This is a genomic window from Comamonas sp. B21-038, from assembly GCF_022387135.1.
Lineage (GTDB): Bacteria > Pseudomonadota > Gammaproteobacteria > Burkholderiales > Burkholderiaceae_C > Comamonas > Comamonas sediminis.
This window is the reverse complement of record NZ_CP092462.1, coordinates 2,872,385-2,895,033: the sequence shown is the minus strand read 5'-3', so window position 1 is coordinate 2,895,033 and position 22,649 is coordinate 2,872,385. Positions and strand designations below refer to the sequence as shown.

Annotated in this window: 28 protein-coding genes and 1 tRNA gene; 7 read left to right on the top strand and 22 right to left on the bottom strand. The window is 63.1% G+C overall.

The genetic code is table 11. From position 1 onward, the window contains the following. Window positions 1-135: 135 nt before the first annotated feature. Entirely contained in the window at window positions 136-954 is an 819-nt protein-coding gene (locus MJ205_RS13405) for a nucleotidyltransferase domain-containing protein (protein WP_239808926.1), read from the top strand. On the opposite strand, the gene MJ205_RS13400 is transcribed toward MJ205_RS13405, so the two are convergent. Further along, window positions 955-1,854: a LysR family transcriptional regulator gene (locus MJ205_RS13400; protein WP_239808925.1), complete on the bottom strand. Its 900-nt coding sequence runs from the start codon at window positions 1,852-1,854 to the stop codon at window positions 955-957. It lies immediately after the preceding gene. A 196-nt stretch (window positions 1,855-2,050) separates the two neighbouring features. Here MJ205_RS13400 and MJ205_RS13395 point away from each other — a divergent pair, with 196 nt between their 5' ends. The 3 genes from MJ205_RS13395 (at window position 2,051) to MJ205_RS13385 (ending at window position 5,994) form a co-directional block, all read left to right on the top strand. After that, window positions 2,051-3,757, top strand: a complete 1,707-nt coding sequence (locus MJ205_RS13395) for an acyl-CoA dehydrogenase family protein (protein ID WP_239808924.1) — start codon at window positions 2,051-2,053, stop codon at window positions 3,755-3,757. Between the two features lie 150 nt (window positions 3,758-3,907). Beyond that, on the top strand, window positions 3,908-4,834 hold the full coding sequence (locus MJ205_RS13390; protein ID WP_239812746.1) for a Bug family tripartite tricarboxylate transporter substrate binding protein: 927 nt from the start codon (window positions 3,908-3,910) through the stop codon (window positions 4,832-4,834). A 17-nt stretch (window positions 4,835-4,851) separates the two neighbouring features. Next, window positions 4,852-5,994: a CaiB/BaiF CoA transferase family protein gene (locus MJ205_RS13385; protein ID WP_239808923.1), complete on the top strand. Its 1,143-nt coding sequence runs from the start codon at window positions 4,852-4,854 to the stop codon at window positions 5,992-5,994. A gap of 78 nt (window positions 5,995-6,072) precedes the next feature. Here MJ205_RS13385 and MJ205_RS13380 read toward each other — a convergent pair whose 3' ends face one another. Next, the gene (locus MJ205_RS13380; protein WP_312415103.1) at window positions 6,073-6,783 is read right to left on the bottom strand and encodes a DNA/RNA non-specific endonuclease; all 711 of its coding nucleotides are present in this window, start codon (window positions 6,781-6,783) and stop codon (window positions 6,073-6,075) included. A gap of 107 nt (window positions 6,784-6,890) precedes the next feature. Further along, window positions 6,891-7,826 carry a LysR family transcriptional regulator gene (locus tag MJ205_RS13375; RefSeq protein WP_239808922.1) on the bottom strand — a complete coding sequence of 312 codons (936 nt, stop codon included), beginning with the start codon at window positions 7,824-7,826 and terminating at the stop codon, window positions 6,891-6,893. Window positions 7,827-8,056: 230 nt separating this feature from the next. On the opposite strand from MJ205_RS13375, the gene MJ205_RS13370 reads away from it, so the two are divergent. Next, window positions 8,057-8,857, top strand: a complete 801-nt coding sequence (locus MJ205_RS13370; protein ID WP_239808921.1) for an IclR family transcriptional regulator — start codon at window positions 8,057-8,059, stop codon at window positions 8,855-8,857. A gap of 44 nt (window positions 8,858-8,901) precedes the next feature. Here MJ205_RS13370 and MJ205_RS13365 read toward each other — a convergent pair whose 3' ends face one another. Then, window positions 8,902-9,726, bottom strand: coding sequence for a proteasome-type protease (locus MJ205_RS13365; protein ID WP_239808920.1), 825 nt, complete (start codon window positions 9,724-9,726; stop codon window positions 8,902-8,904). Further along, window positions 9,723-12,314 carry a DNA mismatch repair protein MutS gene (gene mutS / locus MJ205_RS13360; protein WP_239808919.1) on the bottom strand — a complete coding sequence of 864 codons (2,592 nt, stop codon included), beginning with the start codon at window positions 12,312-12,314 and terminating at the stop codon, window positions 9,723-9,725. Before mutS ends, MJ205_RS13365 begins: the two co-directional genes overlap by 4 nt. A 249-nt stretch (window positions 12,315-12,563) precedes the next feature. Between mutS and MJ205_RS13355 the strand changes: the two genes are divergently transcribed. Continuing rightward, window positions 12,564-13,847: a tyrosine-type recombinase/integrase gene (locus tag MJ205_RS13355; protein WP_239808918.1), complete on the top strand. Its 1,284-nt coding sequence runs from the start codon at window positions 12,564-12,566 to the stop codon at window positions 13,845-13,847. On the opposite strand, the gene MJ205_RS13350 is transcribed toward MJ205_RS13355, so the two are convergent. From MJ205_RS13350 to MJ205_RS13315, 8 genes are all read right to left on the bottom strand, one after another. Further along, a complete protein-coding gene (locus MJ205_RS13350; protein WP_239808917.1) occupies window positions 13,804-14,076 on the bottom strand; it encodes a helix-turn-helix transcriptional regulator in 273 nt (90 codons plus the stop codon). The two genes, MJ205_RS13355 and MJ205_RS13350, sit on opposite strands and share 44 nt — an antisense overlap. Before the next feature lie 77 nt (window positions 14,077-14,153). Beyond that, window positions 14,154-14,477, bottom strand: a complete 324-nt coding sequence (locus tag MJ205_RS13345) for a hypothetical protein (RefSeq protein WP_239808916.1) — start codon at window positions 14,475-14,477, stop codon at window positions 14,154-14,156. After that, a complete protein-coding gene (locus tag MJ205_RS13340; protein WP_239808915.1) occupies window positions 14,464-15,219 on the bottom strand; it encodes a hypothetical protein in 756 nt (251 codons plus the stop codon). The genes MJ205_RS13345 and MJ205_RS13340 overlap by 14 nt, the downstream gene beginning before the upstream one ends. Further along, on the bottom strand, window positions 15,216-15,416 hold the full coding sequence (locus MJ205_RS13335) for a hypothetical protein (protein WP_239808914.1): 201 nt from the start codon (window positions 15,414-15,416) through the stop codon (window positions 15,216-15,218). Before MJ205_RS13335 ends, MJ205_RS13340 begins: the two co-directional genes overlap by 4 nt. Then, complete coding sequence (locus tag MJ205_RS13330; RefSeq protein ID WP_239812745.1) at window positions 15,413-15,877, bottom strand: class I SAM-dependent methyltransferase; 465 nt, start codon at window positions 15,875-15,877, stop codon at window positions 15,413-15,415. Before MJ205_RS13330 ends, MJ205_RS13335 begins: the two co-directional genes overlap by 4 nt. A gap of 274 nt (window positions 15,878-16,151) precedes the next feature. Continuing rightward, window positions 16,152-16,361: a hypothetical protein gene (locus tag MJ205_RS13325; RefSeq protein WP_239808913.1), complete on the bottom strand. Its 210-nt coding sequence runs from the start codon at window positions 16,359-16,361 to the stop codon at window positions 16,152-16,154. 2 nt (window positions 16,362-16,363) lie between these two features. Next, window positions 16,364-16,699 (bottom strand): hypothetical protein, encoded by a 336-nt coding sequence (locus MJ205_RS13320; protein WP_239808912.1) that lies wholly within the window; start codon window positions 16,697-16,699, stop codon window positions 16,364-16,366. Then, a complete protein-coding gene (locus tag MJ205_RS13315) occupies window positions 16,696-17,523 on the bottom strand; it encodes a hypothetical protein (RefSeq protein ID WP_239808911.1) in 828 nt (275 codons plus the stop codon). The genes MJ205_RS13320 and MJ205_RS13315 overlap by 4 nt, the downstream gene beginning before the upstream one ends. Window positions 17,524-17,601: 78 nt before the next feature. Here MJ205_RS13315 and MJ205_RS13310 point away from each other — a divergent pair, with 78 nt between their 5' ends. Then, on the top strand, window positions 17,602-17,853 hold the full coding sequence (locus MJ205_RS13310) for a hypothetical protein (protein ID WP_239808910.1): 252 nt from the start codon (window positions 17,602-17,604) through the stop codon (window positions 17,851-17,853). Between the two features lie 659 nt (window positions 17,854-18,512). Here MJ205_RS13310 and MJ205_RS13305 read toward each other — a convergent pair. The 9 genes from MJ205_RS13305 to MJ205_RS13265 form a co-directional block, all read right to left on the bottom strand. Then, window positions 18,513-18,803, bottom strand: a complete 291-nt coding sequence (locus MJ205_RS13305; protein ID WP_239808909.1) for a hypothetical protein — start codon at window positions 18,801-18,803, stop codon at window positions 18,513-18,515. A 546-nt stretch (window positions 18,804-19,349) separates the two neighbouring features. Next, window positions 19,350-19,889: a single-stranded DNA-binding protein gene (gene ssb, locus MJ205_RS13300; RefSeq protein ID WP_239808908.1), complete on the bottom strand. Its 540-nt coding sequence runs from the start codon at window positions 19,887-19,889 to the stop codon at window positions 19,350-19,352. A 40-nt stretch (window positions 19,890-19,929) separates the two neighbouring features. Then, entirely contained in the window at window positions 19,930-20,550 is a 621-nt protein-coding gene (locus MJ205_RS13295) for a lambda exonuclease family protein (RefSeq protein WP_239808907.1), read from the bottom strand. Beyond that, window positions 20,516-21,286 (bottom strand): phage recombination protein Bet, encoded by a 771-nt coding sequence (gene bet, locus MJ205_RS13290; protein ID WP_116924404.1) that lies wholly within the window; start codon window positions 21,284-21,286, stop codon window positions 20,516-20,518. Before bet ends, MJ205_RS13295 begins: the two co-directional genes overlap by 35 nt. 103 nt (window positions 21,287-21,389) lie before the next feature. Next, complete coding sequence (locus tag MJ205_RS13285; protein ID WP_239808906.1) at window positions 21,390-21,542, bottom strand: hypothetical protein; 153 nt, start codon at window positions 21,540-21,542, stop codon at window positions 21,390-21,392. Beyond that, entirely contained in the window at window positions 21,539-21,742 is a 204-nt protein-coding gene (locus MJ205_RS13280; protein WP_239808905.1) for a hypothetical protein, read from the bottom strand. The genes MJ205_RS13285 and MJ205_RS13280 overlap by 4 nt, the downstream gene beginning before the upstream one ends. Window positions 21,743-21,862: 120 nt before the next feature. Continuing rightward, window positions 21,863-22,207, bottom strand: a complete 345-nt coding sequence (locus tag MJ205_RS13275) for a hypothetical protein (RefSeq protein WP_239808904.1) — start codon at window positions 22,205-22,207, stop codon at window positions 21,863-21,865. Continuing rightward, complete coding sequence (locus tag MJ205_RS13270) at window positions 22,197-22,457, bottom strand: hypothetical protein (protein ID WP_239808903.1); 261 nt, start codon at window positions 22,455-22,457, stop codon at window positions 22,197-22,199. Before MJ205_RS13270 ends, MJ205_RS13275 begins: the two co-directional genes overlap by 11 nt. 67 nt (window positions 22,458-22,524) lie before the next feature. Beyond that, window positions 22,525-22,601 (bottom strand) — tRNA-Arg (locus MJ205_RS13265). Between the last annotated feature and the right edge of the window lie 48 nt (window positions 22,602-22,649).

The following is a 22,649-nucleotide window of genomic DNA, read 5'->3' as shown; positions in this document are numbered from 1 at the left end:
AATGCCCATGCACCACCGCTCTGGATGCGGGCCGTAAGCAGATGCATTCGCATTGCCTGTGCCGCCTGCGCGGACGATGCCCGGGGCTGGGACGCAGCGGTTCTGGCAAGATCAGGGGTTTTGAAGGGAGCGAGCATGAACCCATCCGACGCCTGGCAAGCGCAGGTCCACCCCATCGACCCGGCGGTGCGCGCCAGCATCGAGGCCAAACTGGCGCAGATCGAGATCGAGCACCAGGTGCGCATCCTGTTTGCCTGCGAGTCCGGCAGCCGGGGCTGGGGTTTTGCCTCGCCCGACAGTGACTACGATGTGCGCTTCATCTACGCGCCGCGCCTGCCCTGGTACCTGAGCGTCAGCGAGCAGCGCGATGTGATCGAGCTGCCGATCTCCGATGTGTTCGATGTCAACGGCTGGGAGCTGCGCAAGGCGCTGGGCCTGCTCAAAAAGGGCAATGCCACCTTGATCGAATGGTTTGATTCGCCGGTGGTCTACCAGGCCGATCCGCTGTTTGTCGCCGACATGCGTGCCGCCATCGAACGCGTGCACCTGCCTGAGCGCACGCATTACCACTACCTGCACATGGCGCGCAAGAACTACCGCGAATACCTGCAGGGCGAGACGGTGCGGCTCAAAAAGTACCTGTATGTGCTGCGCCCGCTGCTGGCCTGCCTGTGGGTGTCCGAAGGCCGGGGTGTGGCGCCGATGCGCTTTCAGGATCTGGTCGATGGCACGGTCGCCGATCCGGCGGTGCGCGACGCGATTGCGGCGCTGCTGGTGGTCAAGCGTGCGGCCAAGGAGTCCGAGCATGGCCCCGCAATGCCGGTGCTCAATGCCTTTATCGAGACCACGTTGGCGCAGCTGGAAGCCGCCCCGGCGCCGCAGACGCCGAGCGTGGACTTTGCGCCGCTTGATGACTTGCTGCTGCGCACCGTGCTCAGCGGCCACACGGGCTGATCAAGCGCCTTGCGCCACTGCCTGCACGGCCGATTGCAGGCTGAGCAGCAGCTTGTGCACCAAAGGGTTGTCGGGCTGGCTGCGCCAGACGGCCAGCAGCTCGGATTGCGGCTGCTCGCCCATCAGCGGGATGAACACCACATCGGGCATGCCCACACGCTGCAGCGCGGCCGGCACAATGGCCGAGCCCTGGCCCAGCGACACCAGCGACAGCACCGACAGCCAGTGCCGCACCTCATGCCGCACCTCGGGCGCAAAGCCATGGGCCATGCACATCTGGTAGATGCGCTGGTGGTAGAGCGGAGAGACGGCGCTGGAAAACAGCACCAGGCGCTCATGCCTGAGCTGTGCCAAATCCAGCACCGCATGGCCGGCCAGCGGATGCTGGCGCGGCAGGCAGGCCACAAAGGGCTCTTGCATCAGCAACTGGCTGTGCAGGCCTTCGGGCAGCATCACCGAATGCACCAGGCCCATGTCCAGCTCGGCCTGCTGCAGGCCCAGCAGCTGCTCGGCGCTGTTGAGCTCGCGCATGTCAATGCGCACCTGTGGATGCGCATTCTGAAAATGGGCCAGCGCCTGGGGCACGCCCCGGTACAGCGCCGAGCCCACAAAGCCCAGGCGCAGATGGCCGCTTACGCCCTGGCCCACATCCCGCGTCTCCTGCACCGCCTGCCCGGCCAGCGCCAGCAGCTGGCGTGCGCGTGGCAGCAGGTGGGCGCCGGCAGCGGTCAGGCGCACGCCCTTGCTGCTGCGCTCGAACAGCGCGGCGCCAATTTCTTCCTCCAGCTGGCGGATCGCGACCGACAGCGGCGGCTGCGAGATGGACAGGCGCTGGGCTGCACGGCTGAAGTGCAGCTCTTCGGCCAGGGTTGCGAAGTAGTTCAGCAGCCGCAGCTCCATGGGGTGCTCCTAACTATATTTAATACATATCGATAAAGATTTTAATAATATTTGACGCGAATAGCAGCGGCTGCTGAAATGGCGCAAAACCCCGCGACCAGAGCGCGAACCCTCGCATAAAACACGCGTAACCACGCGGACCGGCAGCGCACTCCGTCGAGCGCAGCGCCGCCAGTCCTGCCATCAGGAGACCCGCATGTCCGCACCGGACCCATCCCAGCGCAGCGCCATCGCGCAGGTGGCACACGCCCATGACCACCCCGTGCCCGATCGCCACGGCAGCAATTTCTACAGCACCGACCCGGCTTTGCAGCAGCTGCTGCAGCTCTACCTGCCCGCCGATCTGGTGGCCCATCTGCAGCCCTATCTGCAGCGCATGGGCGCGCTGGCCGGCGGCCGCATCGACGAGCTGGCCAGCATTGCCGACAAGAACCCGCCCACCCTGGAGCACCGCAGCCGCGCCGGGCAAGACCGCCAGCGCATCATCAAGCACCCGGCTTATGAAGAGCTGGAGCGCATCGCCTATGGCGAATTCGGGCTGCAGGCGATCTCGCACCGCGACGACATGCTGGGCTGGCAGGGCAAGATGCCGCCCATCGTCAAATATGCGCTGACCTACCTGTTCGTGCAGTCCGAGTTTGGCCTGTGCTGCCCCTTGTCGATGACCGACTCGCTGACCCGCACGTTGAAGAAATTCGGTGCGCCGGAGCTGGTCGCCAAGTACCTGCCGCAGCTGCTGTCGCTGGACTGGGACAGCCAGGCCCAGGGCGCCATGTTCATGACCGAGCAGGCCGCTGGCTCCGACATCTCCAATACCCAGACCCTGGCGCAACCGCAGGCCGACGGCAGCTGGCGGGTGACGGGCGACAAGTGGTTCTGCTCCAACCCCGATGCCGAGTTTGCGATGGTGCTGGCCCGTGTCGACGGCGCACCCGCTGGCATGAAGGGCATTTCGCTGTTCCTGCTGCCCCGCCAGCTCGATGACGGCAGCCAGAACCACTACCGCATCATCCGCCTCAAGGACAAGCTGGGCACCAAGTCAATGGCCAGCGGCGAGATCCGCATGGAAGGCGCGATGGCCTACCTGATTGGCGAGCAGGGCCGGGGCTTTGTGCAGATGGCCGACATGGTCAACAACTCGCGCCTGTCCAACGGCGTGCGCTCGGCCGGCATGATGCGCCGCGCTGTCGCCGAAGCCGAGTTTGTGGCCAGCGAGCGCGTGGCCTTTGGCAAGCGCCTGCAGGACATGCCGCTGATGCAGCGCCAGCTGGACAAGCTGCGCGTGCCCGCCGAGCAGGCGCGGTCGATGGTGTTCCAGACCGCGCAGACCCTGATGCGCTCGGACGCGGGCGACAAGGAGGCCTATGCGCTGCTGCGCATCCTGACGCCGATGATCAAGTTCCGCGCGTGCCGCGATGCGCGCAAGGTGACGGGTGACGCGATGGAAGTGCGCGGCGGCTGCGGCTACATCGAGGAATGGACGGATCCCCGTCTGGTGCGCGATGCGCACCTGGGCTCCATCTGGGAAGGCACCAGCAATATCGTTGCGCTCGATGTCGTGCGCGCCATCCAGCGTGAAGGCTCGCTGCCGGTGCTGCAGGCCTACCTGCAAGGCCTGCTGGCGGACTGCCGCCTCAGTGCCGGCTACCGCCAGGCGCTGGATGCCGCACTGGCCCGCGCCAGTGCGCTGGCCGAGCGTGCCGCGCAAGACGGCGGCGCGGTGCTGGCCCGCCAGGCCGCCACCGGTCTGTACAACTGCACCACCGCCATTGCGATGGCCTGGGAAGCCGGCCAGATCGCATCGGCCGAGCGCCTGCGCCTGTCGCAACTGGTGCTGCTGCACCGGGTGCTGCCGCGCGACCCGCTGGCCAGCGAGTCCATTCCGCAAGAGTGGCTGGCCTGATTCGCCTATCCGCAGACCGGCGCAGATGCCGAGATCAACACGCAGGCACCAGACCTGCATTCCTGAATCCATGGAGACAAAATGCAAAAATTTTCGTTGAACGCGGCCGCGCTCGCCCTCGCTTGCCTGGGTGGCCCGGGTGGCTTGGGTATGGCATCGGCGCAGGCCGCTGACAAGTTTCCCGACCGCCCGATCATGTTCACCGTGCCTTTCCCGCCCGGTGGCCCCACCGATGCGATGGCCCGCATTCTGGCGACGGAGCTGACGCGCGAGCTGGGCCAGAGCGTGGTGGTGGAAAACCGCGCGGGCGCGGGTGGCAATATCGGCGCCGAGTATGTGGCGCGCGCCAAGCCCGATGGCTACACCATCATGTTCGGCACCTCGGGCCCGCTGGCGATCAACAAGAGCCTGTACAAGTCGATCAGCTACGACCCGCGCACCAGCTACGCGCCCATCATCTATGTGGGCTACCTGCCCAATATCCTGGTTGTCAAGGCGAGCCTGCCGGCCGACAACGTGCAGGGCCTGATCGCGCTGGACAAGGCCCATCCGGGCAAGCTCAATTTCGCGTCGTCGGGCAATGGCGCTTCGTCGCACCTGGCCGGGGTCCTGTTCAACAACCTGGCCGGCACCAAGCTGCAGCACATCCCTTACAAGGGCACGGGCCCGGCGCTCAATGATTTGCTGGCGGGACAGGTCGACATGAGCTTTACGGATATCCTCACGGCCATGCCCTATATCAAGGCAGGCAAGGTCAAGCCGCTGGGCGTCGCCACCGCGCGCCGCTCCAGCGCCTTGCCCGACATTCCCACCGTGGCCGAGCAGGGCATGGCCGGGTATGACGTGAGTGTCTTCTTCGGTGTTGTGGCTCCCAAGGGCACGCCGCCCGAGCGTGTGCAGGTGCTCAACCAGGCCTTCTCCAGGGCGCTGGATTCGGACAGTGTGAAAAAGGCCTTTGCCGCGCAGGGCCTGGAGGCATCACCCGATCGCTCGCCTGCCTACCTGGGGCGCTTCATCGCCACCGAAGTGGACAAATGGCAGGCAGTGGTTCAGCAGTCGGGTGTGACGCTGGACTGACCCAACGGAAAACGGAGATGACAACAACACAGGCGGCCCATGGTGGCGCTTTGCAGGGCATCAAGGTGCTCGATCTCTCGCGTATTCTGGGCGGGCCGCTGTGCGGCCAGATCCTGGGTGACCATGGTGCCGATGTGCTCAAGGTCGAGCCTCCGCAAGGCGACGACACGCGCAGCTGGGGCCCGCCGTTCCGCGATGGCGTGGCCTCGTATTACCTGGGGCTGAACCGCAACAAGCGCGTGCAGTTCATGGACCTGGCCAGTGCCGAAGGCCAGGCCCAGGTGCGCGCCCTGATGGCACAGGCCGATGTGGTGGTCGAGAACTTCAAGACCGGCACGATGGAGAAATGGGGCATTGGCTACGAGCAGATGCAGCATGCGTTTCCGCACCTGGTTTGGTGCCGTGTCACCGGCTTTGGTGCCGATGGCCCGCTGGGCAGCCTGCCCGGTTATGACGCCGCCATCCAGGCCATGGCCGGGCTGATGAGCATCAACGGCGAGGCCGACCGCGACCCGCTGCGCGTGGGCCTGCCGGTGGTCGACATGGTCACCGGCCTCAATGCCGTCATCGGCGTGCTGCTGGCGCTGCATGAGCGCGGCCGCAGCGGCCTGGGCCAATTGGTCGATGCCTCGCTGTACGACGCCGGCATCTCGCTGCTGCACCCGCATGCTGCCAACTGGTTCATGAACGGCAAGATCCCTGGCCGCTCCGGCAATGCCCATCCCAACATCTACCCCTACGATGTTGTGAACACCGGCAAGGCGCCGATTTTTCTGGCCGTGGGCAACGACCGCCAGTTCCGCCTGATGTGCCAGCACCTGGGGCAGGAAGCCCTGGCCGACGACCCGCGCTTTGCCACCGCCGGCCAGCGCTCGGTCCACCGCGATGCGCTCAAGCCGCTGCTGGAACAAGCGTTTGCCACACATGACGGCGTGCAACTCGCCGAAGACCTGATGGCCATCGGCGTGCCCGCCGCGCCGGTGCTGAATGTGGAGCAGGCCTTGCAAGCCCCGCACACCGCGCACCGCGAGATGGTTGTGAAGATGGGCGACTACACCGGCCTGGGCGCTCCGGTCAAGCTGAGCCGCACGCCCGCGTCCTACCGCTTTGCGCCGCTGACCGAGGGTACGGCGTTCCTGGATGCCGCCAACGACCACTGATCTGCACCGTCAACCCGCAAAAAAGGCCCATGCCTGCGCACTGCAGCATGGGCCCTTTTGTGGGTGTGAGGGCGGTGCTCAGTCCAGCAGGCGAATGCCCGTGCGCTGCACAAACTCTTCGTAGCTCAGGGGCTTGCCGGCCTTGGCCGATGGCTGGTTGTCCTGCAGATGCACCCAGCGCTGGCCGGTGGCCGGGTCGTAGACCATCTTGAACACGGCGTCGGGCACCCAGACCTGGCCTTCGCCAATGGTGCGCCGCTGCTTGCCAAACACCGGGCCGGTGATGACAAACACATCGCCCTGGGCGCGGCGGATATAGCGGCGCGTGTCCTGCTCGATCTGCGACCAGGGCTTGCCGTTCTGGGTCGGGTCCTGCGGCACCATATTGGCCAGCGAGTAGCTTTGGGCCTTGCCGTACTTGGTGCTCATGTCACCAGCGGCAGCCATATGGCCACGGCTGAGGCCGGAGCGCCGGTAGTCCGACAGCTGGGCGCGTTCGCGCTCGGGCAGCCGCGCTTCGGGGTAGAACTTGTCGCTGCGCTTCAAGTCCTTGGCCTGCTCCAGCATGCGGGCGTTCAGGCGCTGGGCCACAAAGATGGGTGTCTTGGTCTGGCCCGAGTGCAGCACTGCGAACTCTTCAAAACACAGCGGGCGCAACTGGCCGTAGGCGCTGGTACTGGGCGGCTTGCCCGCAAAGAACTGGGGACAGTCATCAAAGCCTGCAGCCAGGGCAGGGGCGGCGGCGCACAGCAGCATGGGCGCCAGGTAAACAGAGAGGCGAGAAAACATAAGCGCGCAAGTGTTGCACAAGATCGGGGCGCCCGGCGCAAAGGCCGGGCAGGCCGTCGGCTATGCGGGGCTTGGCGGGGGCGCCTGCGGGTACCCGTTGCGGCTGGCTAGTGGGCGGCCTCTTGCAAAAACGTCCACAGCCGCAGCGCCTGGGGCGGCAGTTGCGCCGGGTCGCGGCAGGCCAGCACCAGCTGGCGCGCGGCCCAGTCGGCGCTCAGCGGCCGCAGGCGCAGCCGCGCCTGGGGCCAGCGCAGGGTGGCGCATTCTGCAGCAGTGCGTGGCACCAGTGCGGCGCCCAGGCCCATCGCGACCCAGTCGCACAGCGCTTCCAGGTGCGGGGCCAGGGCGCGGTAGCGCAGGGCCACACCCGCCTGCAGCGCCTGCGCGGCCATCAGCTGGTGCAGCGCATGCTGGGGCAGCAGGCCCAGCAGCGCAATGTCCTTGAGGTGGTTCAGCTGCACGTCCTGGGGCAGGGCGCTCAACAGGCGCGTCGTCCCCAGCAGCACCAGTGGGTCATCGCGCCAGACCTGGGTGTGCAGGCTGCCCGCAGGCACGGCGTTGGAGAGCACGCCCATGTCGGCTTCACCGGCCACCAGCGCACGGGCAATTGCATCGCTGGTGCATTCGCGCAGCTCCAGCCGCAGCTGCGGGTTGGCCTGCATGAAGGCGCCCAGCGGCGCAATCAGGTGTTCGCTGATCGCCGAGGTGTTGGCCAGCAGCTCGATGCGCGTGCCAAGGCCCTGGCCAAAGGCCTGCATGTCGCCGGCCAGCTGCTCCATCTGCAGCAGCATGCGGCGTGCATGGGGCAGCAGCACGGCCCCCGCTTCGGTGGCTGTTACACCGCGCTTGCTGCGGTGGAGCAGCGGCGCGCCAAGCACCGTCTCCATGCCCCGGATGCGCTCGCTGGCCGATGCCAACGTGATATGGCAGCGCTCGGCCCCCTGGGTGATGGTGCCGGACTCCAGCGTATGGACAAAAAGGCGCAGGTCTTGCAGGTCAAAGCGCATGGCGGACGAGGGCAGCGGAGCGTGGGGATGCGACATCGTAACGGGCCGCCGCCATCGTGGATACGGATTTTCCGGAGTCACTGTTCGGAGTGCATTGCTGCAAAAGGTGCTGCTCCGCATGCCTATGGAAAAAATGAAGGCTTCGGCCAGCGCAGGGCTGCGACGGCCGCAGGCATGCCGCCCTGCGCAAACCGTGCATCGCCTGCGGCTGGCGGCCGTGACCTGGCCTGCGCTGGGGTATGCTCTGCGCAGTATGGGATCCAAACATGGTTACTTCGTCTTCTGAAAGCAGTGTTGCCGGCACGGCAGCATTTTCCAAGTTCATGCGTGTGCTGCAACTGGTGGCCGACAGCAGCGAGCCCCTGGGCATTGCAGAAATAGCCAAGGCGACGGGCTTTCCGCGGCCCACAGTGCACCGCATCGTGGCGGCGCTGCAGGCCGAGCGCATGCTGGTGGAGGCCGGGTCGACGCGCTGCTGGACCCTGGGCCCGCGCCTGGTGCAACTGGCCAGCCGCAGCTGGAGCCGCTCGGGCCTGCGTCTGGCCGCTACACCGGCGCTGCGTGATTTGCGCGATGCGACACAGGAGACCATCCATTTCGCCGTGCCGTCGGGCCACAGCATGGTCTATATCGAAAAGCTCGAAAGCGACAGCGCTGTGCAGATGTCATCGCGCATTGGCACCAGCGTGAACCTGTACTCCACCGCCGTCGGCAAGGCCTATCTGGCCGCATTGCCGCAGCCCGAGGCCAGCGCATTGATGGCAGCGCTGAGCTATGCGCCGCTGACCGCGCAGACCGTGGGCGATGCCAAGGCGCTGCAGCAGCAGGTGGACGAGGTGCGCGAGCGCGGCTGGTCCACCGATGCGCAGGAGAATGAGGAGGGCATTTACTGCTTTGGCGCCGCCGTCTTGGGGCCGGACGGCAGCCCCGTGGCCGCCATCAGCGTCAGCACCTTGCTGTTCCGCCAGCGTGAGGATGTGCAGGCTGCCTACATCCAGCCGCTGCTGCGCACCTGCCGCGCGATTGCCCTGCAGCTGGCGCAGAACCCGAACCTGGTGCATGGCTGAGTGCCAGCGCTGGGGCCTTGCGAGCCCCGCGCTACCACATCCATTTAGAGCATCACGTTGGAGTTGGTGATCTTCTTTACCGGCCGAATCGCGCTGCTGTCCGGCTGGATGGACGCTGCATTGTCGCCACTGTCCCAGTGCGGGTCTTCGATGCTGTCAAAGGCCTGACGCAGCTTGTCGCCCCAGGTGTTACGCACCATGCGGAAGTACTGGTTGAACTCGTCGATGCAGGCGATGTTGTCGCAGGCGAGCGCGTCGGTTTCATAAACCACCAGGTCCAGCGGCAGACCCACCGACAGGTTGGATTTGAGCGTGCTGTCCATGGAGACCAGTGCACACTTGGCTGCTTCGTTGAGCGGCGTCGTAGGGGTCAGCACGCGGTCCAGCACGGGCTTGCCGTACTTGGCTTCGCCGATCTGGAAGTAGGGGGTCTCGGCCGTGGCCTCGATGAAGTTGCCAGCCGAGTAGACCTGGAACAGGCGCGGGCTCTCGCCGGCGATCTGGCCGCCAAACACGAGGCTGCAGTTGAAGTCCACGCCGGCGCGCTCCAGCGCCTTGCCGTCGCGCTCCTGGATATGGCGCACGGCGGCACCGAGCACGCGGGTGGCGTCGAACATGCTCTTGGCGTTCCAGATGGTGATGGGCGGGCCGCCGTTCTCGTCTTCGAGCTGCTGGGTCTGCAAAATCTCGCGCACCGATTGCGAGATCGACAGATTGCCGGCAGACAGCAGCACCATGAAGCGCTCGCCGCGCTTCTCATACACCATCATCTTGCGGAAGGTGCTGATATGGTCCAGGCCCGCATTGGTACGGGAGTCGGAGAGGAACACCAGGCCGGCGTTCAGCTTGATGGCTACACAATAGGTCATGACTTGTCAGCGAGTCGCTTGAGTGAATACAGTAGATCGAGTGCGTCGCGCGGTGTCAACGTGTCCGGTTGCAGCTCGCGCAGTTGCGCCTCGACGGCGCTGGGGGTCGGGGTCTCGGCCGAAGCCGGTTGGGCAAACAGGTCCACCTGGGAGTCGCCTGCCTGCTGGCGCGATTCGAGCGCGGCCAGCGCATGGCGGGCATGGCTGAGCACGGGCGCCGGCATGCCGGCGAGCTTGGCCACCTGCACGCCATAGCTGCGGCTGGCCGGGCCCGGTTGCAGCTCGTGCAAAAACACGATGTCGCTGCCCGCCTCGGTCGCGGCCACATGCATGTTGATCGCATGCTTGGCCTTGGCCGGCAGCTCGGTCAGCTCAAAGTAATGGGTGGCGAACAAGGCCAGCGCCTTGGTCTTGTCATGCAGGTGCGTCGCAATGCCGCTGGCCAGCGCCAGCCCGTCAAAGGTGCTGGTGCCCCGGCCAATCTCGTCCATCAGCACCAGGCTGAAGGGCGTGGCGCTGTGCAGAATTTGCGCGGCCTCGGTCATCTCCAGCATGAAGGTGGACTGGGCGTTCGCCAGGTCATCGGCCGCGCCGATGCGGGTGTGGATCGCGTCGATCGGCCCGAGCAGGCAGCGTGTGGCAGGCACATAGCTGCCCATGCTGGCCAGCAGCGCAATCAGCGCCACCTGGCGCATATAGGTCGATTTACCGCCCATGTTGGGGCCGGTGATGATCTGCAGGCGCTGCAGGCTCGACAGCCGTGTGTTGTTGGCGATGAACGAGGCGTTGGAGGTCTCGGCCAGGCGTGCTTCCACGACCGGGTGGCGGCCCGCATCGATGTCGATGCAGGGTTCGGGCACAAACTGGGGGGCGCACCAGTTCAAGGTCAGCGAGCGCTCGGCGAGTGCGCACAGCGCATCCAGCGATGCAATCGCTTGGCCGACGCGGCACAGCGCCGTCACCTGCGGCTGCAGCTGGTCCAGCACCTGCTCGTACAGCCATTTCTCGCGCTGCAGGGCGCGCTCCTGGGCCGACAGCGCCTTGTCCTCGAAGGTTTTCAGCTCGGGGGTGATGAACCGCTCGGCGTTCTTCAAGGTCTGGCGGCGGCGGTAGTCGTCGGGCACCTTGTCCTTGTGGCTGCTGGTGACTTCGATATAGAAGCCATGCACCTTGTTGAACTGCACGCGCAGGTTGCTGATGCCGGTGCGCGCTTTCTCGCGCGTCTCCAGGTCCAGCAAAAAGGCATCGCAGTTGGTCTGGATCGCGCGCAGCTCGTCCAGCTCGGCATCAAAGCCTTCGGCAATCACGCCGCCATCGCGCACCAGCGCCGCGGGCTCGGGCGCGATCGCGCGGATCAGCAGTTCCATCGCATCCAAAGGCGGCTGCAGCGCTTCAAAAATCTCGCCCAGCAAAGGCGCAGGTGCGGCGGCATTGCGCGCCAGCTGCTGCGCCTTTTGCAAGGTCAGGCCCAGCGCCACCAGCTCGCGCGGGCGCACCTGGCGCAGCGCGATGCGGGCGGTGATGCGCTCCACATCGGAGACGCCCTTGAGCTCGGTGCGCAGGATCTGCCACGGTGCGGCAGACAGCGTGTCGCTGTCGCCGCGCAGCACGCCGATGGCGCCCAGGCGCGCGCGCGCATCGCTTCGGTCGCGGCTGGGTTCGAGCAACCAGCTCTTGAGCAGGCGGCTGCCCATGCCGGTCTGGCAGGTATCGATCAGCGAGAACAAGGTGGGGCTGTCTTCACCGCGCAAGGTCTTGACCAGCTCCAGGTTGCGGCGCGTGGTCGCTGGCAGGTCGATCAGTGCATCGTCGCGCACGACATAGATGGTCTGCACATGGGGCAGGTTGCGGCCCTGGGTGTGCTCGGCATAGGTGAGCAGCGCGCCAGCGGCCGCATGGGCGGCATACAGGGTCTGCGCATTCCAGGCCTGCAGGCTGGCGGCGCCCAGCTGCTCCAGCAGCTTGCGCTCGCCCAGCTTTTCGTCGAACTGCCAGTCGGGGCGCAGCGCCAGCGGGCAGGTCAGCACGCCGCTGCTGCGCAGCTGGTACAGCGATTGTTCAAAGCGCTGCGAGGCACCGGCGCTGTAGGCCACTTCGCTGGGCGCGATGCGGGCAATCCAGGCGGGCAGCTCTTCATGGGTGCACTCGGCCAGGAAAATCTTGCCCTGGGTCACGCTCAGCCAGGCCAGGCCGCAGCGGGCGCGCTGGGCCTGGTGCACCACCAGCAGCATGGCCTCGGCCTTGTCGCTCATCAGCTCGCTGTCGGTCACCGTGCCCGGCGTGACGACGCGCACCACCTTGCGCTCCACCGGCCCCTTGCTGGCCCCCACTTCGCCCACCTGCTCGCAGATCGCTACCGATTCGCCGAGCTTGAGCAAACGGCCCAGGTAGTTCTCCAGCGCATGGAAGGGCACGCCCGCCATTGGAATCGGCTGGCCGGCCGACTGGCCGCGTTGGGTCAAGGTGATATTGAGCAGCTGCGCGGCCTTCTCGGCATCGCCATAAAACAGCTCGTAAAAGTCCCCCATGCGGTAGAACAGCAGGGTGTTGGGGTGATCCACTTTGGCAGCGTGGTACTGCTGCATCATGGGGGTATGCGATGAAAAATCAGCGTCTTTAAGTGCTTGATTTCCCATGTCTTGTGATCTCATCTATTTGTTTTGATTGGACAAAATCCAATCTTTGCCGTCTTCATTGAAAGGGTTTGCATCTGGTCTGCGAGGGTCTGCACTGGGTAGAATGGCGTAGGAAAAATGCACTTCCTAAAACCTTCCTACGCCACGGCTGCTGGAGCTTGAAAATTCCTACGCCTGGCTGCCAATAGCCAATGGTACGCCATGACATTTGATGCACGCGCAGCGAAGCTGCTGAAACCGGGTGAGCATATTACCGTAACCGATGCGCCGGGATTGCGCTTGACTGCGGGTAAAACGCGCCGATCTTGGATCTACAGATTCAAGTCCCCGCAGACCGGCTTGATGAAGCAGGTCGCAGTGGGCCAGTGGCCAGCCATGTCGTATGCAGCAGCTGTAGCGGCCTGGGAGGTATTACGGGATCAGCGTGGAGATGGACAAGCCGTTGTTTCGCCCGTCAAGGTCAAGGCGAAGGCGGCGCGGCCGCAGGCTCCCGGGCGAGGCGATACCGTGGCCGACATTGTGCAGATGTACATCACAGAGCATGTGGAAAAGCGCCGCAAGCCTAAGGGCCAAGAGGAAATGAAGCGGCTGTTCAGGAACCACGTAACACCAAAATTTGGGGCTATGCGTGTGTCCGATGTGAAGCGAGCAGATGCCTATGACTTGATCAGCGTGCTGGAAGAGACCCCAGTGCAGGCACGCATGCTGAAACAGGAGCTGGGGGCGGCCTGGGATCTCGCTATCGAGTCTGGGCGGGTGCCGGAAGAGACGCCTAATCACTGGCGTCAAATCTTCAAAGGTCGGCTGCGCAGCAAGGGAAAGGTGCGGCAGGGCAAGCAAGTCACGGCCAAGCGTGTTCTGAGCGACGAAGAAGTAGGCAAATTACTCCGCTGGTTGCCCAACTTCTCGCGGCAAGTGGCTGACGTGCTGCAGCTCTATTTATGGACGGCCATGCGCGGCTCCGAGATCTGCGCGTTGCGTGGGGAATGGGTGGTCGAGGAGGCAGATGGGTGGTGGGTGACTGTGCCAGTTGAGATGATCAAGATCGAGGGGCACGATGCCGCATACGATCATCGCGTGCCTCTGATAGGTCGGGCGCTAGAGATTGTGCTGCGCCGCAAGGATGAGAAGGGCGACGGATGGCTTTTCCCAAGAGTTCGTAAAGCGGAGCGCCATTTGCCCATGCCTCAAAAGTCGATTGCAACCCAAGTTTGGACTAAGCAGCCCTATGCCAATCATCCCAGTGAGTTGCACAGGGCAAAACTTCCTGTGACTGAATGGGCGCCTCATGATCTGCGCCGGACAACGCGGACACAGCTTTCGAAACTGGGTTGCCCGCGGGATGTGGCCGAGGCGGTAATCGGCCACATGCCTTCGGGCATCGTCGGGGTGTATGACCGGCACTCCTACGACAAGGAGCGCCGGGAGTGGCTTGCCGTCATCAGTGCTCACTATGAGGCTCTGGCTGCGAGCGCGGCCCCCTAGCGCGATTTTTGTGGGCAGTGTTGGGTGGCGGCAGCATGTCCGCTTGGGGGCGCGCTGCTGCCCAGCTGGCCAGTTCGGAGACAAGCCAGCCGACGCGACGGGCTGAAATTTCCCGGGCCTTGGGGAAAGTCTTGTCCTGTTTGAGCAGGTCATCAAAGGTGTCCTTGCCGATGGCGAGGAACTCCGCTGCATCTTGACGACGCAGCAGGGCGGGTGCTGTTGCGATCATTTATCAGTTCTCCAAAAAAGAACCCCGCTCATTGGCGGGGCTCGGGTTCGTCTTGTTCGGGGAGGGGTGCTCGTTTGTCACCCCATTGGCCAGGGTTTCCATTGCCCTGCCTTTTGGGCGATTAGCTTGAGCCGGCCAGCGATGGGCGACTGCTCGTTGACTTCGCCGCGCAGCGCCCGGTCGATGTCCAGGCCGATGCGGTTGCACTTCTCCTGGAGGGCGGCCACTTCCGTCTGGGCTTGACGCCGAGCCTCGTGGGCGCGTTGCAGTTCTTCTCGCAGATCTCGGGTGCCAGCTAGCCATCCCGCCAGAGCGCTGGTGTCATCAAGAGCACCCACCTCGTCCTCGTGGGTTCGCAACCATGCGTAGAAAGCCTCACGGCTTGGGTCAGGGGTTGTCATTGGTGGCTCCATGAGGTTTCACATGCTCCCAGCTCGAACCAGGCTGCCCTGGCGCGTTGCTGTTGGTGCAGGCGTTGTCGTGGTGGGTGGCTTTGGGGCATCGCTTGTTGCCGCAATCGGGGCAAAGAACCATCCGCATGTCGGATAGCGTGTTGGGCCGGCAGGTTTCACACCAGCAGGATGTGGCTGACTTCTTGACCAGCCCGGACAGGTCAAACGGCACATGGCGGCATTTGTTGCAGCGGTGGAAGGTGGAATAGCCATTCCAGTCGGCTTGATAGTGGCCCTCACTGCAGTGCATGCAGCTCTTGCCGATGCCTGCCTGAAAGGCTTCGTCCTGGTCCTTATTGCGCCGCACTTGCAGATTTTTGTAGGCAGCTTCGATCTGCTCATCCGTCAGCGGCTCCCGCTCAGGTGTGGAGAGGGCGGCTGAGAGGGCGGCGCGTGCTTCACGAACACAAGCCCATCCTTCCGCCCTGTCAGGATCGCCGCATAGCTCGTTGGCATGGTCGCGGTTCCACCCAATAATTCGCTCCAGCGCCGTACGCAGACGTTCATCCGGCGCAGCCTGCCGCGCTGATAGCTGGGCCTTGAGCTGCTGTATCTCGGCGTGCTGGCGGCGCAGTTCGGCGGCTGATTTCTTCACGTCGTTGATTGACGGTATAGCGTCTATTCGAATGCAATCCTCGAACTCGGCGGCCAGCCGCAGCGCTTCGGGCTGTGCTTCTGTCTTGTCGGTCATGGTGCTACCCATACTGCTTTTCCTCCAGTTGGCTCGAAGTCGCCAGATTTGAGGCGAATGTATTGCTGGCCATCAACGCCGGCCGATTGGACGTATCCCTGGATGCCCCAAGACTTAACCTCGGTGACTACAACCATGCAGGCGCCGAATGTCTCGCGGTCGGGATTGACTTGAACAATGTCGTTTACTTGGGTCATGGTGCTTCCTTGGGGGCGGGCTTGATGAATGCCAACCAGTGCGTCATTCCGGTTCGCCCGGACACTTGGCCGTAAAGGGGCTTGTGCGGGGTGCAGGCCAACACCTCTTTGACCTTGATGTGCGTTTCGTTCCACTTGAAAATCAGCGTGCCGTTGGGCTTGAGGACGCGAAAGCATTCAGTGAATCCAAGGCGCATGTCGTCGCGCCAATCGGCGCCCAGCTTGCCGTACTTGGCTGCCAGCCAGCTCCGAGGGCCAGCCCTCTGCAAATGAGGAGGATCGAAAGCCACATGCCAGAACGAGGCCTCCGGAAACGGTAGGGCGCGGAAGTCCATGAGCATGTCCGGCTCGATCACCAGAGTTCTTGTGCCGTCTTCTCGGTGGCTGCGATCAGTGACGACGATGGTTTCGCTGCGCTGATCGCCAAAAAGGCAGCGCTGGTCCGCTTTATCGAACCACATCATGCGGCCACCGCAGCATGGGTCTAAAACTGCAGCTGTCATTGGTTGCTGTCCTTCTGTGGTTGGGCCTGGGCCGATCTTTGCCCCGCGCGATGCGCAGATTGAAGGCCGTCCATCAGTTCCTTGTGTGTGAGCACATAGCAGCCCCCAGCCTGTTCGCACCTCGCAGCGACTGCGCCAGGTACGACGCGGCCAGTGAAGTGGTAAAACTTCTGCATGGTGATTGGCTGGCTGTATGCCGCGCCTGCGATAGCGATGAGGATTAGGGCTCGCATCACTGGCTCTCCCTCTGCTGGGCGCGCTGGGCAAGGTGCTTCTCTCGCACGCCGCGCGGGTCGAAGATCGCTCCGTCGTCTCGCTCCAGCCAGGCCACGGCCTCATGGTTGACGCGCGGGAATCCGGCGTCGGTGATGTCGGTCACTGTGCCGGCGCCTTGCGGGCTGTCCTTCACGGCATCGCCAATTTCAAGGTATTGACCTGCCATCACTAGCCCTCCCTCTGTTGGGCGCGTTGGTCGTTGCGGAGGGCGGCACGCGCTTCCCATGCCTCCCACGGATCCGCCGAATCGTCAGAATCGTCGTCGGCTGCAACCATGGCATCGCAGCAGGCCGCGCACCAGCGGTAGCGCATGAAGTCCCCGAACTTGGCAGCCATGCTGCGCACGCGCTCGCCCTTCTGTATCTCCTGCTCACAGTGAGAGCACGGCCCAGGCTTCCGGGCGGTCACCATCTTGTTGGCTAGGATGGAATCACCGGGCTCCCCGAAATCACCCTCGAAAGGGTCGAAGTCAAGGATTGCTTGCTCTTTGGTCTGGGTGCTCATGCTGCACCATCCTTTCCGGCTGCGGCATTGCCGCCTTCCTGGGCTGCAGCCATGGCGGCGTCGATAGATGCACGCAACTCTTTAGGCGATAGGTTCATATCGTCGTAGTCCTGCAGACCGCCAGCTTCGTCCGCATAAAAGCTTGATGGGCCAACATACCAACTGCTTTTGGCAAGCCATGCGAATCTCGACGCATCCAGCGCATCAGCGGGCTGGGCCTGGGCCTGGGGCAACGGGGAGTGCTTAGGCTTTGCTGCCTGCTTCGCACGGATGGCTTCCACCTTTGTCCACACGCGGGCCAGCTCCGTTTCGCCCGCCTGGTGCATGTCCAGGCCATTGGCCAGGCACAGCGCGGCCAAAGTGACCATCACTCCGCCCACCTCCTGCGCTGGCTCACCCACTGGGCGGCCAAACACATAGTCCACCAGCTGATGCGCTTCGCTCTGCGTGCAGCCGGTGGCTTGCACCAGTTCCAGCGCCTCTTCTAGAAAGCGGTGATTGCGCTCGATGCGGTCGGCCGCAATCTCGGCGCCGAAGCATTCCATCATCCAGGGCTGCACGCGCTGCTGGAAAGCGGGCTGGGCCTGGGGTGCTGCAAGCAGCTGATTTAAGCGAGCGATTAAAGCGCCGCCGTGATCGGCTTCAATGTTGCGGCCTTCATATCCGGGAGCGCTGTCTCCGGGAACGCTCTTAGCAAGGCGAGAGTCGTTATAGCCAGTGTCGTATGCGCTACGAATAGCATCCAAGATGACGCGCTGGGACAGATCGCCAAGCGCCATCCCCTCGGCAGTCTTGAGGGGAGCGGAAGAGTTGTTTTCAGCCATGTTGGGCTCCAGAAATGGAAATGCCCGCTCAAGGCGGGCTGTGAATAGGGGCCCACTGGGGGCGGTAGACTTGGCCCTATGACGCTTTACGACACCATGGTCAGTGCCATCCGCGCGCACTGGTCCCAACATGACAACGCCTACCCTCAGTGCATCGAGCTTGATGCCACGTCCCTGAAAGACTTCATAGAGACGCGCAAGATCGTGCGCAAAGGGCTGGGTAGCCCGCCATCGACTGAGGCGGTGCAGACGCTGTTGGGGGTGAAACTGGTGCCAGGCGATACAAACGCGCTGGTCGCTAAGGATGGGACTCGGGTGCCGCTGGGCTAGAGGTGACGCGCTAAGTCGAAGACCGATGTCGGAGAGCCGTTGTATTGGCTCTTCGGCTCTTCCTTCTGCCGTTGCAGCCACCTCTGGTAATGCGCCGCGTTGGAGGCCTTTCGATCCACTGGGCTCTGCTTTGGCCGGGGTGTATCCTCCCCCGGCCCCATGCGATAGACCCGCGTGCTTAGCTGGGTGGTTCTGCCACTAGGCAGCCAACCGGTGATGTGCACCTGCTTTCTTTGGTGCAAGACGCCTAGGTACTCGTTGACCGTCACCAGCTTGATGTCCAGCAAATTGGCTAGGCTTGGCCCGTCAAACTCATCCTCACCCAGGGATTGGATGTGCGCCAGAATCTGCGCTCGCTTCGTTTGTGGCATTGGCATTTTGTCTTGCCCTCCAGCTATAGGCCGCAGCTGCAGCGTTTCCCTCAGCGCGGTAGACCTCAATGAATTTCTCAGCGACCGGACCGGGCGCCTTGTGCTGGCAGTCCGTTGGGCACCGCTTGTCATTCCTGCCAGCGAGCTGGTCCAGGGAATGCCGGCAGTACCCGTAATTGATAGCCCAGGCCGCACCAGGCGCTTGCTTGGCCCGGCTGCATGGGTAGGGCGCGCCCCCGTTGCCATGCTTCGGGCTGGGCGCCTGGGTTAGGGTGTCGTCAGCAGGCATCAGGCTGCCCGTTTGAGCTTCTGCTCCTTGGCGAGCAGCCAGACGCGGCCACGGCCGTCCTTGGAGAAGCGGGTCATCGCCCGTACTTCCAGCTCAGTATCCTTACCGTTGTTCTGCAGCCATTTGCGCAGGGCAGTAGCCAATGGCGCAGATTCGTGCGGCTCGCATTTGAGGCACTGGCCTGGTCTGAGCGAGGAAAACTTTTCATCGTACTTCCCCTTGGGGCTGGAGCGCACGCCAACGTATGGGTCGTTGCAAATCTCGATCAGATCGGGGTCGATGTGCTTCATCGTGGCGTGCTTCTTGCGCACAACTTGGGGGAATGGGCTTGCTTTGTTCATGGCGTTAAAAAACCGCCTCTTGGGCGGTCCTGGGTTGGTTGGCTGCTTCCCGCGCTATGGCGTGGGCTGCTTTGTGGTGCTTGTCGCATAGCCAGACCACATCTAGTGGCCTGCTGTAGTCTGGGTGGTGGCCCTCTGGCTTTCCGCAGCATTCAGGCACGGCGCAAACAGGCCAAGGGATGACACGGCCATCTCGCACTGCGTTATCTAGCATGGTGTTTGCCCGGCGGCGCTCTGGGTGTTTCTCTGCCCATCGCTTGGCTGCTGCCTTGTGGCTCTCCGCATATGCAGCGGTCGTCCGATAGGCTTCCCTAGCAGCAACTCGATGAGGCATGGAAGCACGGGCCTTATCGAATGCGCGGTAGTGCTCAATGTTGGCAAGGCGATGCGCCCGGACATAGGCCTTTGTGCACTCTTTACATTTGCTTTTCTGTCCCTTGTAGAAGCCATCAACTGGCTTATCGGTGAGGCAGGTTTTGCAGAGCATGGGCCCTCCTAGAATGGGATCGAGTCATCGAGATCGTCAAAACCTCCAGGGGCCCGGGCGCGAGTCCCTTCATGTGGCGAGTTCTTGCCGTCGTGCTCGAACTGTTGCCGCGGAGCTTGGGTGGGGCGCTGGGCCTGTCGCGGTGCCGGCGGTGGTGCGGCTTGATGGTTTGATTGACCATAGCCCTCGTCGCCGGTTTGCCCCGATTCGCCGCGCTGGCCCAGCATCTGCATGCTGTCGGCGCGAATCTCAGTGGCATAGCGCTCCTGGCCGCTGGCCTGGTCGGTCCACTTGCGGGTGCGCAGGCTGCCTTCCACATAGACCTGGCTGCCCTTGCGCAGGTACTGGCCGACGATTTCAGCCAGACGGCCGTTGAACACGATGCGGTGCCACTCAGTGGCTTCCTTGTTCTCGCCGCTGTTCTTGTCTCGCCAGCGGTCAGTGGTGGCGATGGTGACGTTGGCTACCTGGTCGCCCGAGGGGAAGGTGCGGATTTCAGGGTCGCGGCCAAGGTTGCCGACGATGATGACTTTGTTGACGGATGCCATAGTTGCCTTTCGTCCCTCCGGCCTTCCCGGAGGGTGTTGGTTATGCCGCGTTCTTGTAGTTGCGGATCAGGTCGACTGTTCGATGCACCTCTTGGGAAAATTCCTCAATGGCGCGTTGAAGCTTCTCAATGAACGCTTCATCCCTTGGGATGCGTCGAACAATCAACCGTGCGTTCTCTGGGAAATCGGGGTGGTAGCTGACAAAGTCCCACCATTGGCGACCCGTGACCCACATGCACCCCTGAATCTGGGCTGTGTAGGCTGAGGGCTCGCGGGTCAGCTCTAGGTACTCGGCGTGGGTCTTGGCTTTCGGGCACTTGATCTCCACACCGCCGTCCTCGTCAATCAAGCCATCAGGCGAGACGCCGGCGGGGAGGGTGTCGTGCAGGCAGAAGCCCACTTCCTCCACGAAGTTGCCTGTCAGGGCCTCGTACTCGGCGCGGGCGATGGGCTCGCGCTCAGTGCCGATCTCCATGTCCTGGCTGGTGTACGTCTCGGTCGCCTTCCCTGAGATGATTTCTAGTGCTAGCTGGGTGGCGTAGGACTTTCTGGTCAGGCCCTTGCCCCCGGCCAGGACATCAGCAAATCGGCTGCCGGTGGCTTTGCCAAGCCGGGCCTCGTACCATTCAGGCGTTTTCTGTGCCGCTGTTATCGTCAGCATCGGTCACCTCCTTGGCTTGCACATCGGTCACCGTGCGCTCACGGTCCACTGACTCAGCAATCTTCTTGTACGCCGCGTGGTGCTTGGCCAAAAGCTTGCGCTCATCGGGCGTTGCTGTGGATTGCCAGTAGACCTTGTAGGCTTCAGTTCCAGCATTCGCCGCTTCTTCTGCCTGGTCCAGCAAATGCTGCGGGGCCTCCGGGGCCGGGGTAGTGGGCGCTGGCACTTCATTGATGCGCTCAGCCTCGTCCTGGTCATAGATGCCTGTGTAGCCAAAGGCCAGGCGGGCGCACTGGATCATCGCCTTGTGGCGCAGCATGCGCTTCGGATGTGATTGCCACGGGCCTTGGCCGGAACGCTTGCACTCGCTCAGCCACTCAGTGACCTTGATGGGGTGGGAGCGGTCCTTGCGGTAGATGATGCAAGTGCAGGATTCATCATCCTGCGCAAAGTCCATCCCATCAAACTGCGGGTTGCTATTGATGATCCGGCTCCAGCCGTCCACGCCGACCACTGGGACGATGCCGTTGTTTCGGTCCGGGAAGGCGTAGATTTCCTTGGTCCAGGGATTTAGGCCGTACTGGTTGGCTACCACCAAGAGGGCAGCCATCTGCGCGTCAGATACTTGGCCTTTAAAGGCTGTTGCCTTGAGGGTGGCTACCAGCTCTTGCGGGTCACCTTGAATGCTCAGCGCTTGCGCCAGGGTCTGGGCGTTGCTTACGACGATGTTGCTCATATGCCTCCTCAGCTAGCCACAGCGCCCAGGCAGAGCGCGAGCAAAAGAAAAGCCGCTACAAAGAGCGGCTTGGGGGCGTGGTGGATGTACTTGATGGGTGGCACTATTTCTTCTCCTGCATCGCCCGTAGGCGCCGGTACTTAGTAAAGGTCTTGCGGATGTCGGTTTCGAGCGCCGGCACGTAGCGGCTCTTCTTCTGGCCTCGCTCGGGGCACAGTGCTCGGGTTGGCATGGTCAGCATGGGGGTGGTGGTCATGGATCAATCCCTGCCTTTTCCTTGATTTCAGCCGCCTCATCTGCTGTAACCAGCAGCAAGCGCATTGGCTCATCAACCATGGTGTTGATGGCAGCCTCTAGCGCGGCCACGGTTGCGTAAATGCTGAACGCGCTAGCGTGCTGCTTAACAAGCTGGTCTGCCTGCACTAAAAACGCTCGGCGGATGGCGACTTCGTTCATGCTGGCCTCACCACAATCCCGCCCACGGGTCCAGAGAACAAAGAAAAAGCCGCATCAGTTGCGGCTTGGCGAGAGGGAAAAGGGAGGCTCACAACGGAGCCTAGCTTGTAGATGAACATCTCACACCTCCTTATGTTTGGCGAGAGCGGCGAATGCTTGGCTCCACGCGGATTTGTAGGTGTCAGGCACATAGCCTCCACACTGGTCGTAGATGGTTGCGAGGGCCTCGTGCAACTCCCGCACCGCCTCCAGCAGCTCCCGAGGGCTCAGGCCGCATTCGTGGAAAACGGTTCCAGCTTCGGCGATGAGGGTGGCATCAACTTCGTTCTGGCAAGCAAAGTAGCCATCCAGATTTTGGAGAAACAGATTCTCGGTGCCGTGCCGGCCTTCAAATGTGACGCAGTCACGCATCTCGCTGTGAACCGTCCAGGGCCCGGGCGTAGGTTTCAGCTTCTCACTCGTCATCTTCAATCCCCTCGATCTTGTTGCAAAGGCGCAGCATGCGATCCCCGGTGCAGCAGCGGATTCGGTTCGCGGTTTCGGCCAGGTCGCGGGCTTCTTCCAAAAGCTGGGTCAGCTGATCGCGCAGCGTGAAGTTTTCGTCTTGCAACTCCAGCTGGCTCTGCATGCGTGCTGGCGGGTCGAAGTCTGGTACTCTGCTGTCCCATGCCGCTTGCCCACGGGCCAGCGCGTGATAGTTGGACAAGTCAGTCATGGCGTCTCCCAAATAAAAAACCGCCCGAAGGCGGCAAATCCAGCGTGGTAGTGCTGGAGTGTGTTTGTGGTGCGTCATGAAGGATTTGAACCCTCAACCTACTGACTAGAATTCAGCTGCTCTATCCAGTTGAGCTAATGACGCGGTGTTTGTGAATAGATTGGCCAGGGTTGGCTACATCTATGAATAGGG

Bases quoted from the DNA above. Each gene is read 5' to 3' on its own strand.
- MJ205_RS13285 (WP_239808906.1), bottom strand. From the start codon at position 21,542: ATGACCACCACCCCCATGCTGACCATGCCAACCCGAGCACTGTGCCCC.
- MJ205_RS13310 (WP_239808910.1), top strand. From the start codon at position 17,602: ATGACGCTTTACGACACCATGGTCAGTGCCATCCGCGCGCACTGGTCC.
- MJ205_RS13315 (WP_239808911.1), bottom strand. From the start codon at position 17,523: ATGGCTGAAAACAACTCTTCCGCTCCCCTCAAGACTGCCGAGGGGATG.
- MJ205_RS13340 (WP_239808915.1), bottom strand. From the start codon at position 15,219: ATGACCGACAAGACAGAAGCACAGCCCGAAGCGCTGCGGCTGGCCGCC.
- MJ205_RS13270 (WP_239808903.1), bottom strand. From the start codon at position 22,457: ATGACTGACTTGTCCAACTATCACGCGCTGGCCCGTGGGCAAGCGGCA.
- ssb (WP_239808908.1), bottom strand. From the start codon at position 19,889: ATGGCATCCGTCAACAAAGTCATCATCGTCGGCAACCTTGGCCGCGAC.
- MJ205_RS13370 (WP_239808921.1), top strand. From the start codon at position 8,057: ATGGTTACTTCGTCTTCTGAAAGCAGTGTTGCCGGCACGGCAGCATTT.
- MJ205_RS13400 (WP_239808925.1), bottom strand. From the start codon at position 1,854: ATGGAGCTGCGGCTGCTGAACTACTTCGCAACCCTGGCCGAAGAGCTG.
- MJ205_RS13295 (WP_239808907.1), bottom strand. From the start codon at position 20,550: ATGCTGACGATAACAGCGGCACAGAAAACGCCTGAATGGTACGAGGCC.
- MJ205_RS13405 (WP_239808926.1), top strand. From the start codon at position 136: ATGAACCCATCCGACGCCTGGCAAGCGCAGGTCCACCCCATCGACCCG.
- MJ205_RS13395 (WP_239808924.1), top strand. From the start codon at position 2,051: ATGTCCGCACCGGACCCATCCCAGCGCAGCGCCATCGCGCAGGTGGCA.
- MJ205_RS13385 (WP_239808923.1), top strand. From the start codon at position 4,852: ATGACAACAACACAGGCGGCCCATGGTGGCGCTTTGCAGGGCATCAAG.
- MJ205_RS13380 (WP_312415103.1), bottom strand. From the start codon at position 6,783: ATGTTTTCTCGCCTCTCTGTTTACCTGGCGCCCATGCTGCTGTGCGCC.
- MJ205_RS13320 (WP_239808912.1), bottom strand. From the start codon at position 16,699: ATGAGCACCCAGACCAAAGAGCAAGCAATCCTTGACTTCGACCCTTTC.
- MJ205_RS13345 (WP_239808916.1), bottom strand. From the start codon at position 14,477: ATGACAACCCCTGACCCAAGCCGTGAGGCTTTCTACGCATGGTTGCGA.
- MJ205_RS13390 (WP_239812746.1), top strand. From the start codon at position 3,908: ATGGCATCGGCGCAGGCCGCTGACAAGTTTCCCGACCGCCCGATCATG.
- MJ205_RS13330 (WP_239812745.1), bottom strand. From the start codon at position 15,877: ATGTGGTTCGATAAAGCGGACCAGCGCTGCCTTTTTGGCGATCAGCGC.
- MJ205_RS13305 (WP_239808909.1), bottom strand. From the start codon at position 18,803: ATGAAGCACATCGACCCCGATCTGATCGAGATTTGCAACGACCCATAC.
- MJ205_RS13280 (WP_239808905.1), bottom strand. From the start codon at position 21,742: ATGAACGAAGTCGCCATCCGCCGAGCGTTTTTAGTGCAGGCAGACCAG.
- bet (WP_116924404.1), bottom strand. From the start codon at position 21,286: ATGAGCAACATCGTCGTAAGCAACGCCCAGACCCTGGCGCAAGCGCTG.
- MJ205_RS13275 (WP_239808904.1), bottom strand. From the start codon at position 22,207: ATGACGAGTGAGAAGCTGAAACCTACGCCCGGGCCCTGGACGGTTCAC.
- MJ205_RS13365 (WP_239808920.1), bottom strand. From the start codon at position 9,726: ATGACCTATTGTGTAGCCATCAAGCTGAACGCCGGCCTGGTGTTCCTC.
- mutS (WP_239808919.1), bottom strand. From the start codon at position 12,314: ATGATGCAGCAGTACCACGCTGCCAAAGTGGATCACCCCAACACCCTG.
- MJ205_RS13375 (WP_239808922.1), bottom strand. From the start codon at position 7,826: ATGTCGCATCCCCACGCTCCGCTGCCCTCGTCCGCCATGCGCTTTGAC.
- MJ205_RS13350 (WP_239808917.1), bottom strand. From the start codon at position 14,076: ATGATCGCAACAGCACCCGCCCTGCTGCGTCGTCAAGATGCAGCGGAG.
- MJ205_RS13325 (WP_239808913.1), bottom strand. From the start codon at position 16,361: ATGGCAGGTCAATACCTTGAAATTGGCGATGCCGTGAAGGACAGCCCG.
- MJ205_RS13355 (WP_239808918.1), top strand. From the start codon at position 12,564: ATGACATTTGATGCACGCGCAGCGAAGCTGCTGAAACCGGGTGAGCAT.
- MJ205_RS13335 (WP_239808914.1), bottom strand. From the start codon at position 15,416: ATGACCCAAGTAAACGACATTGTTCAAGTCAATCCCGACCGCGAGACA.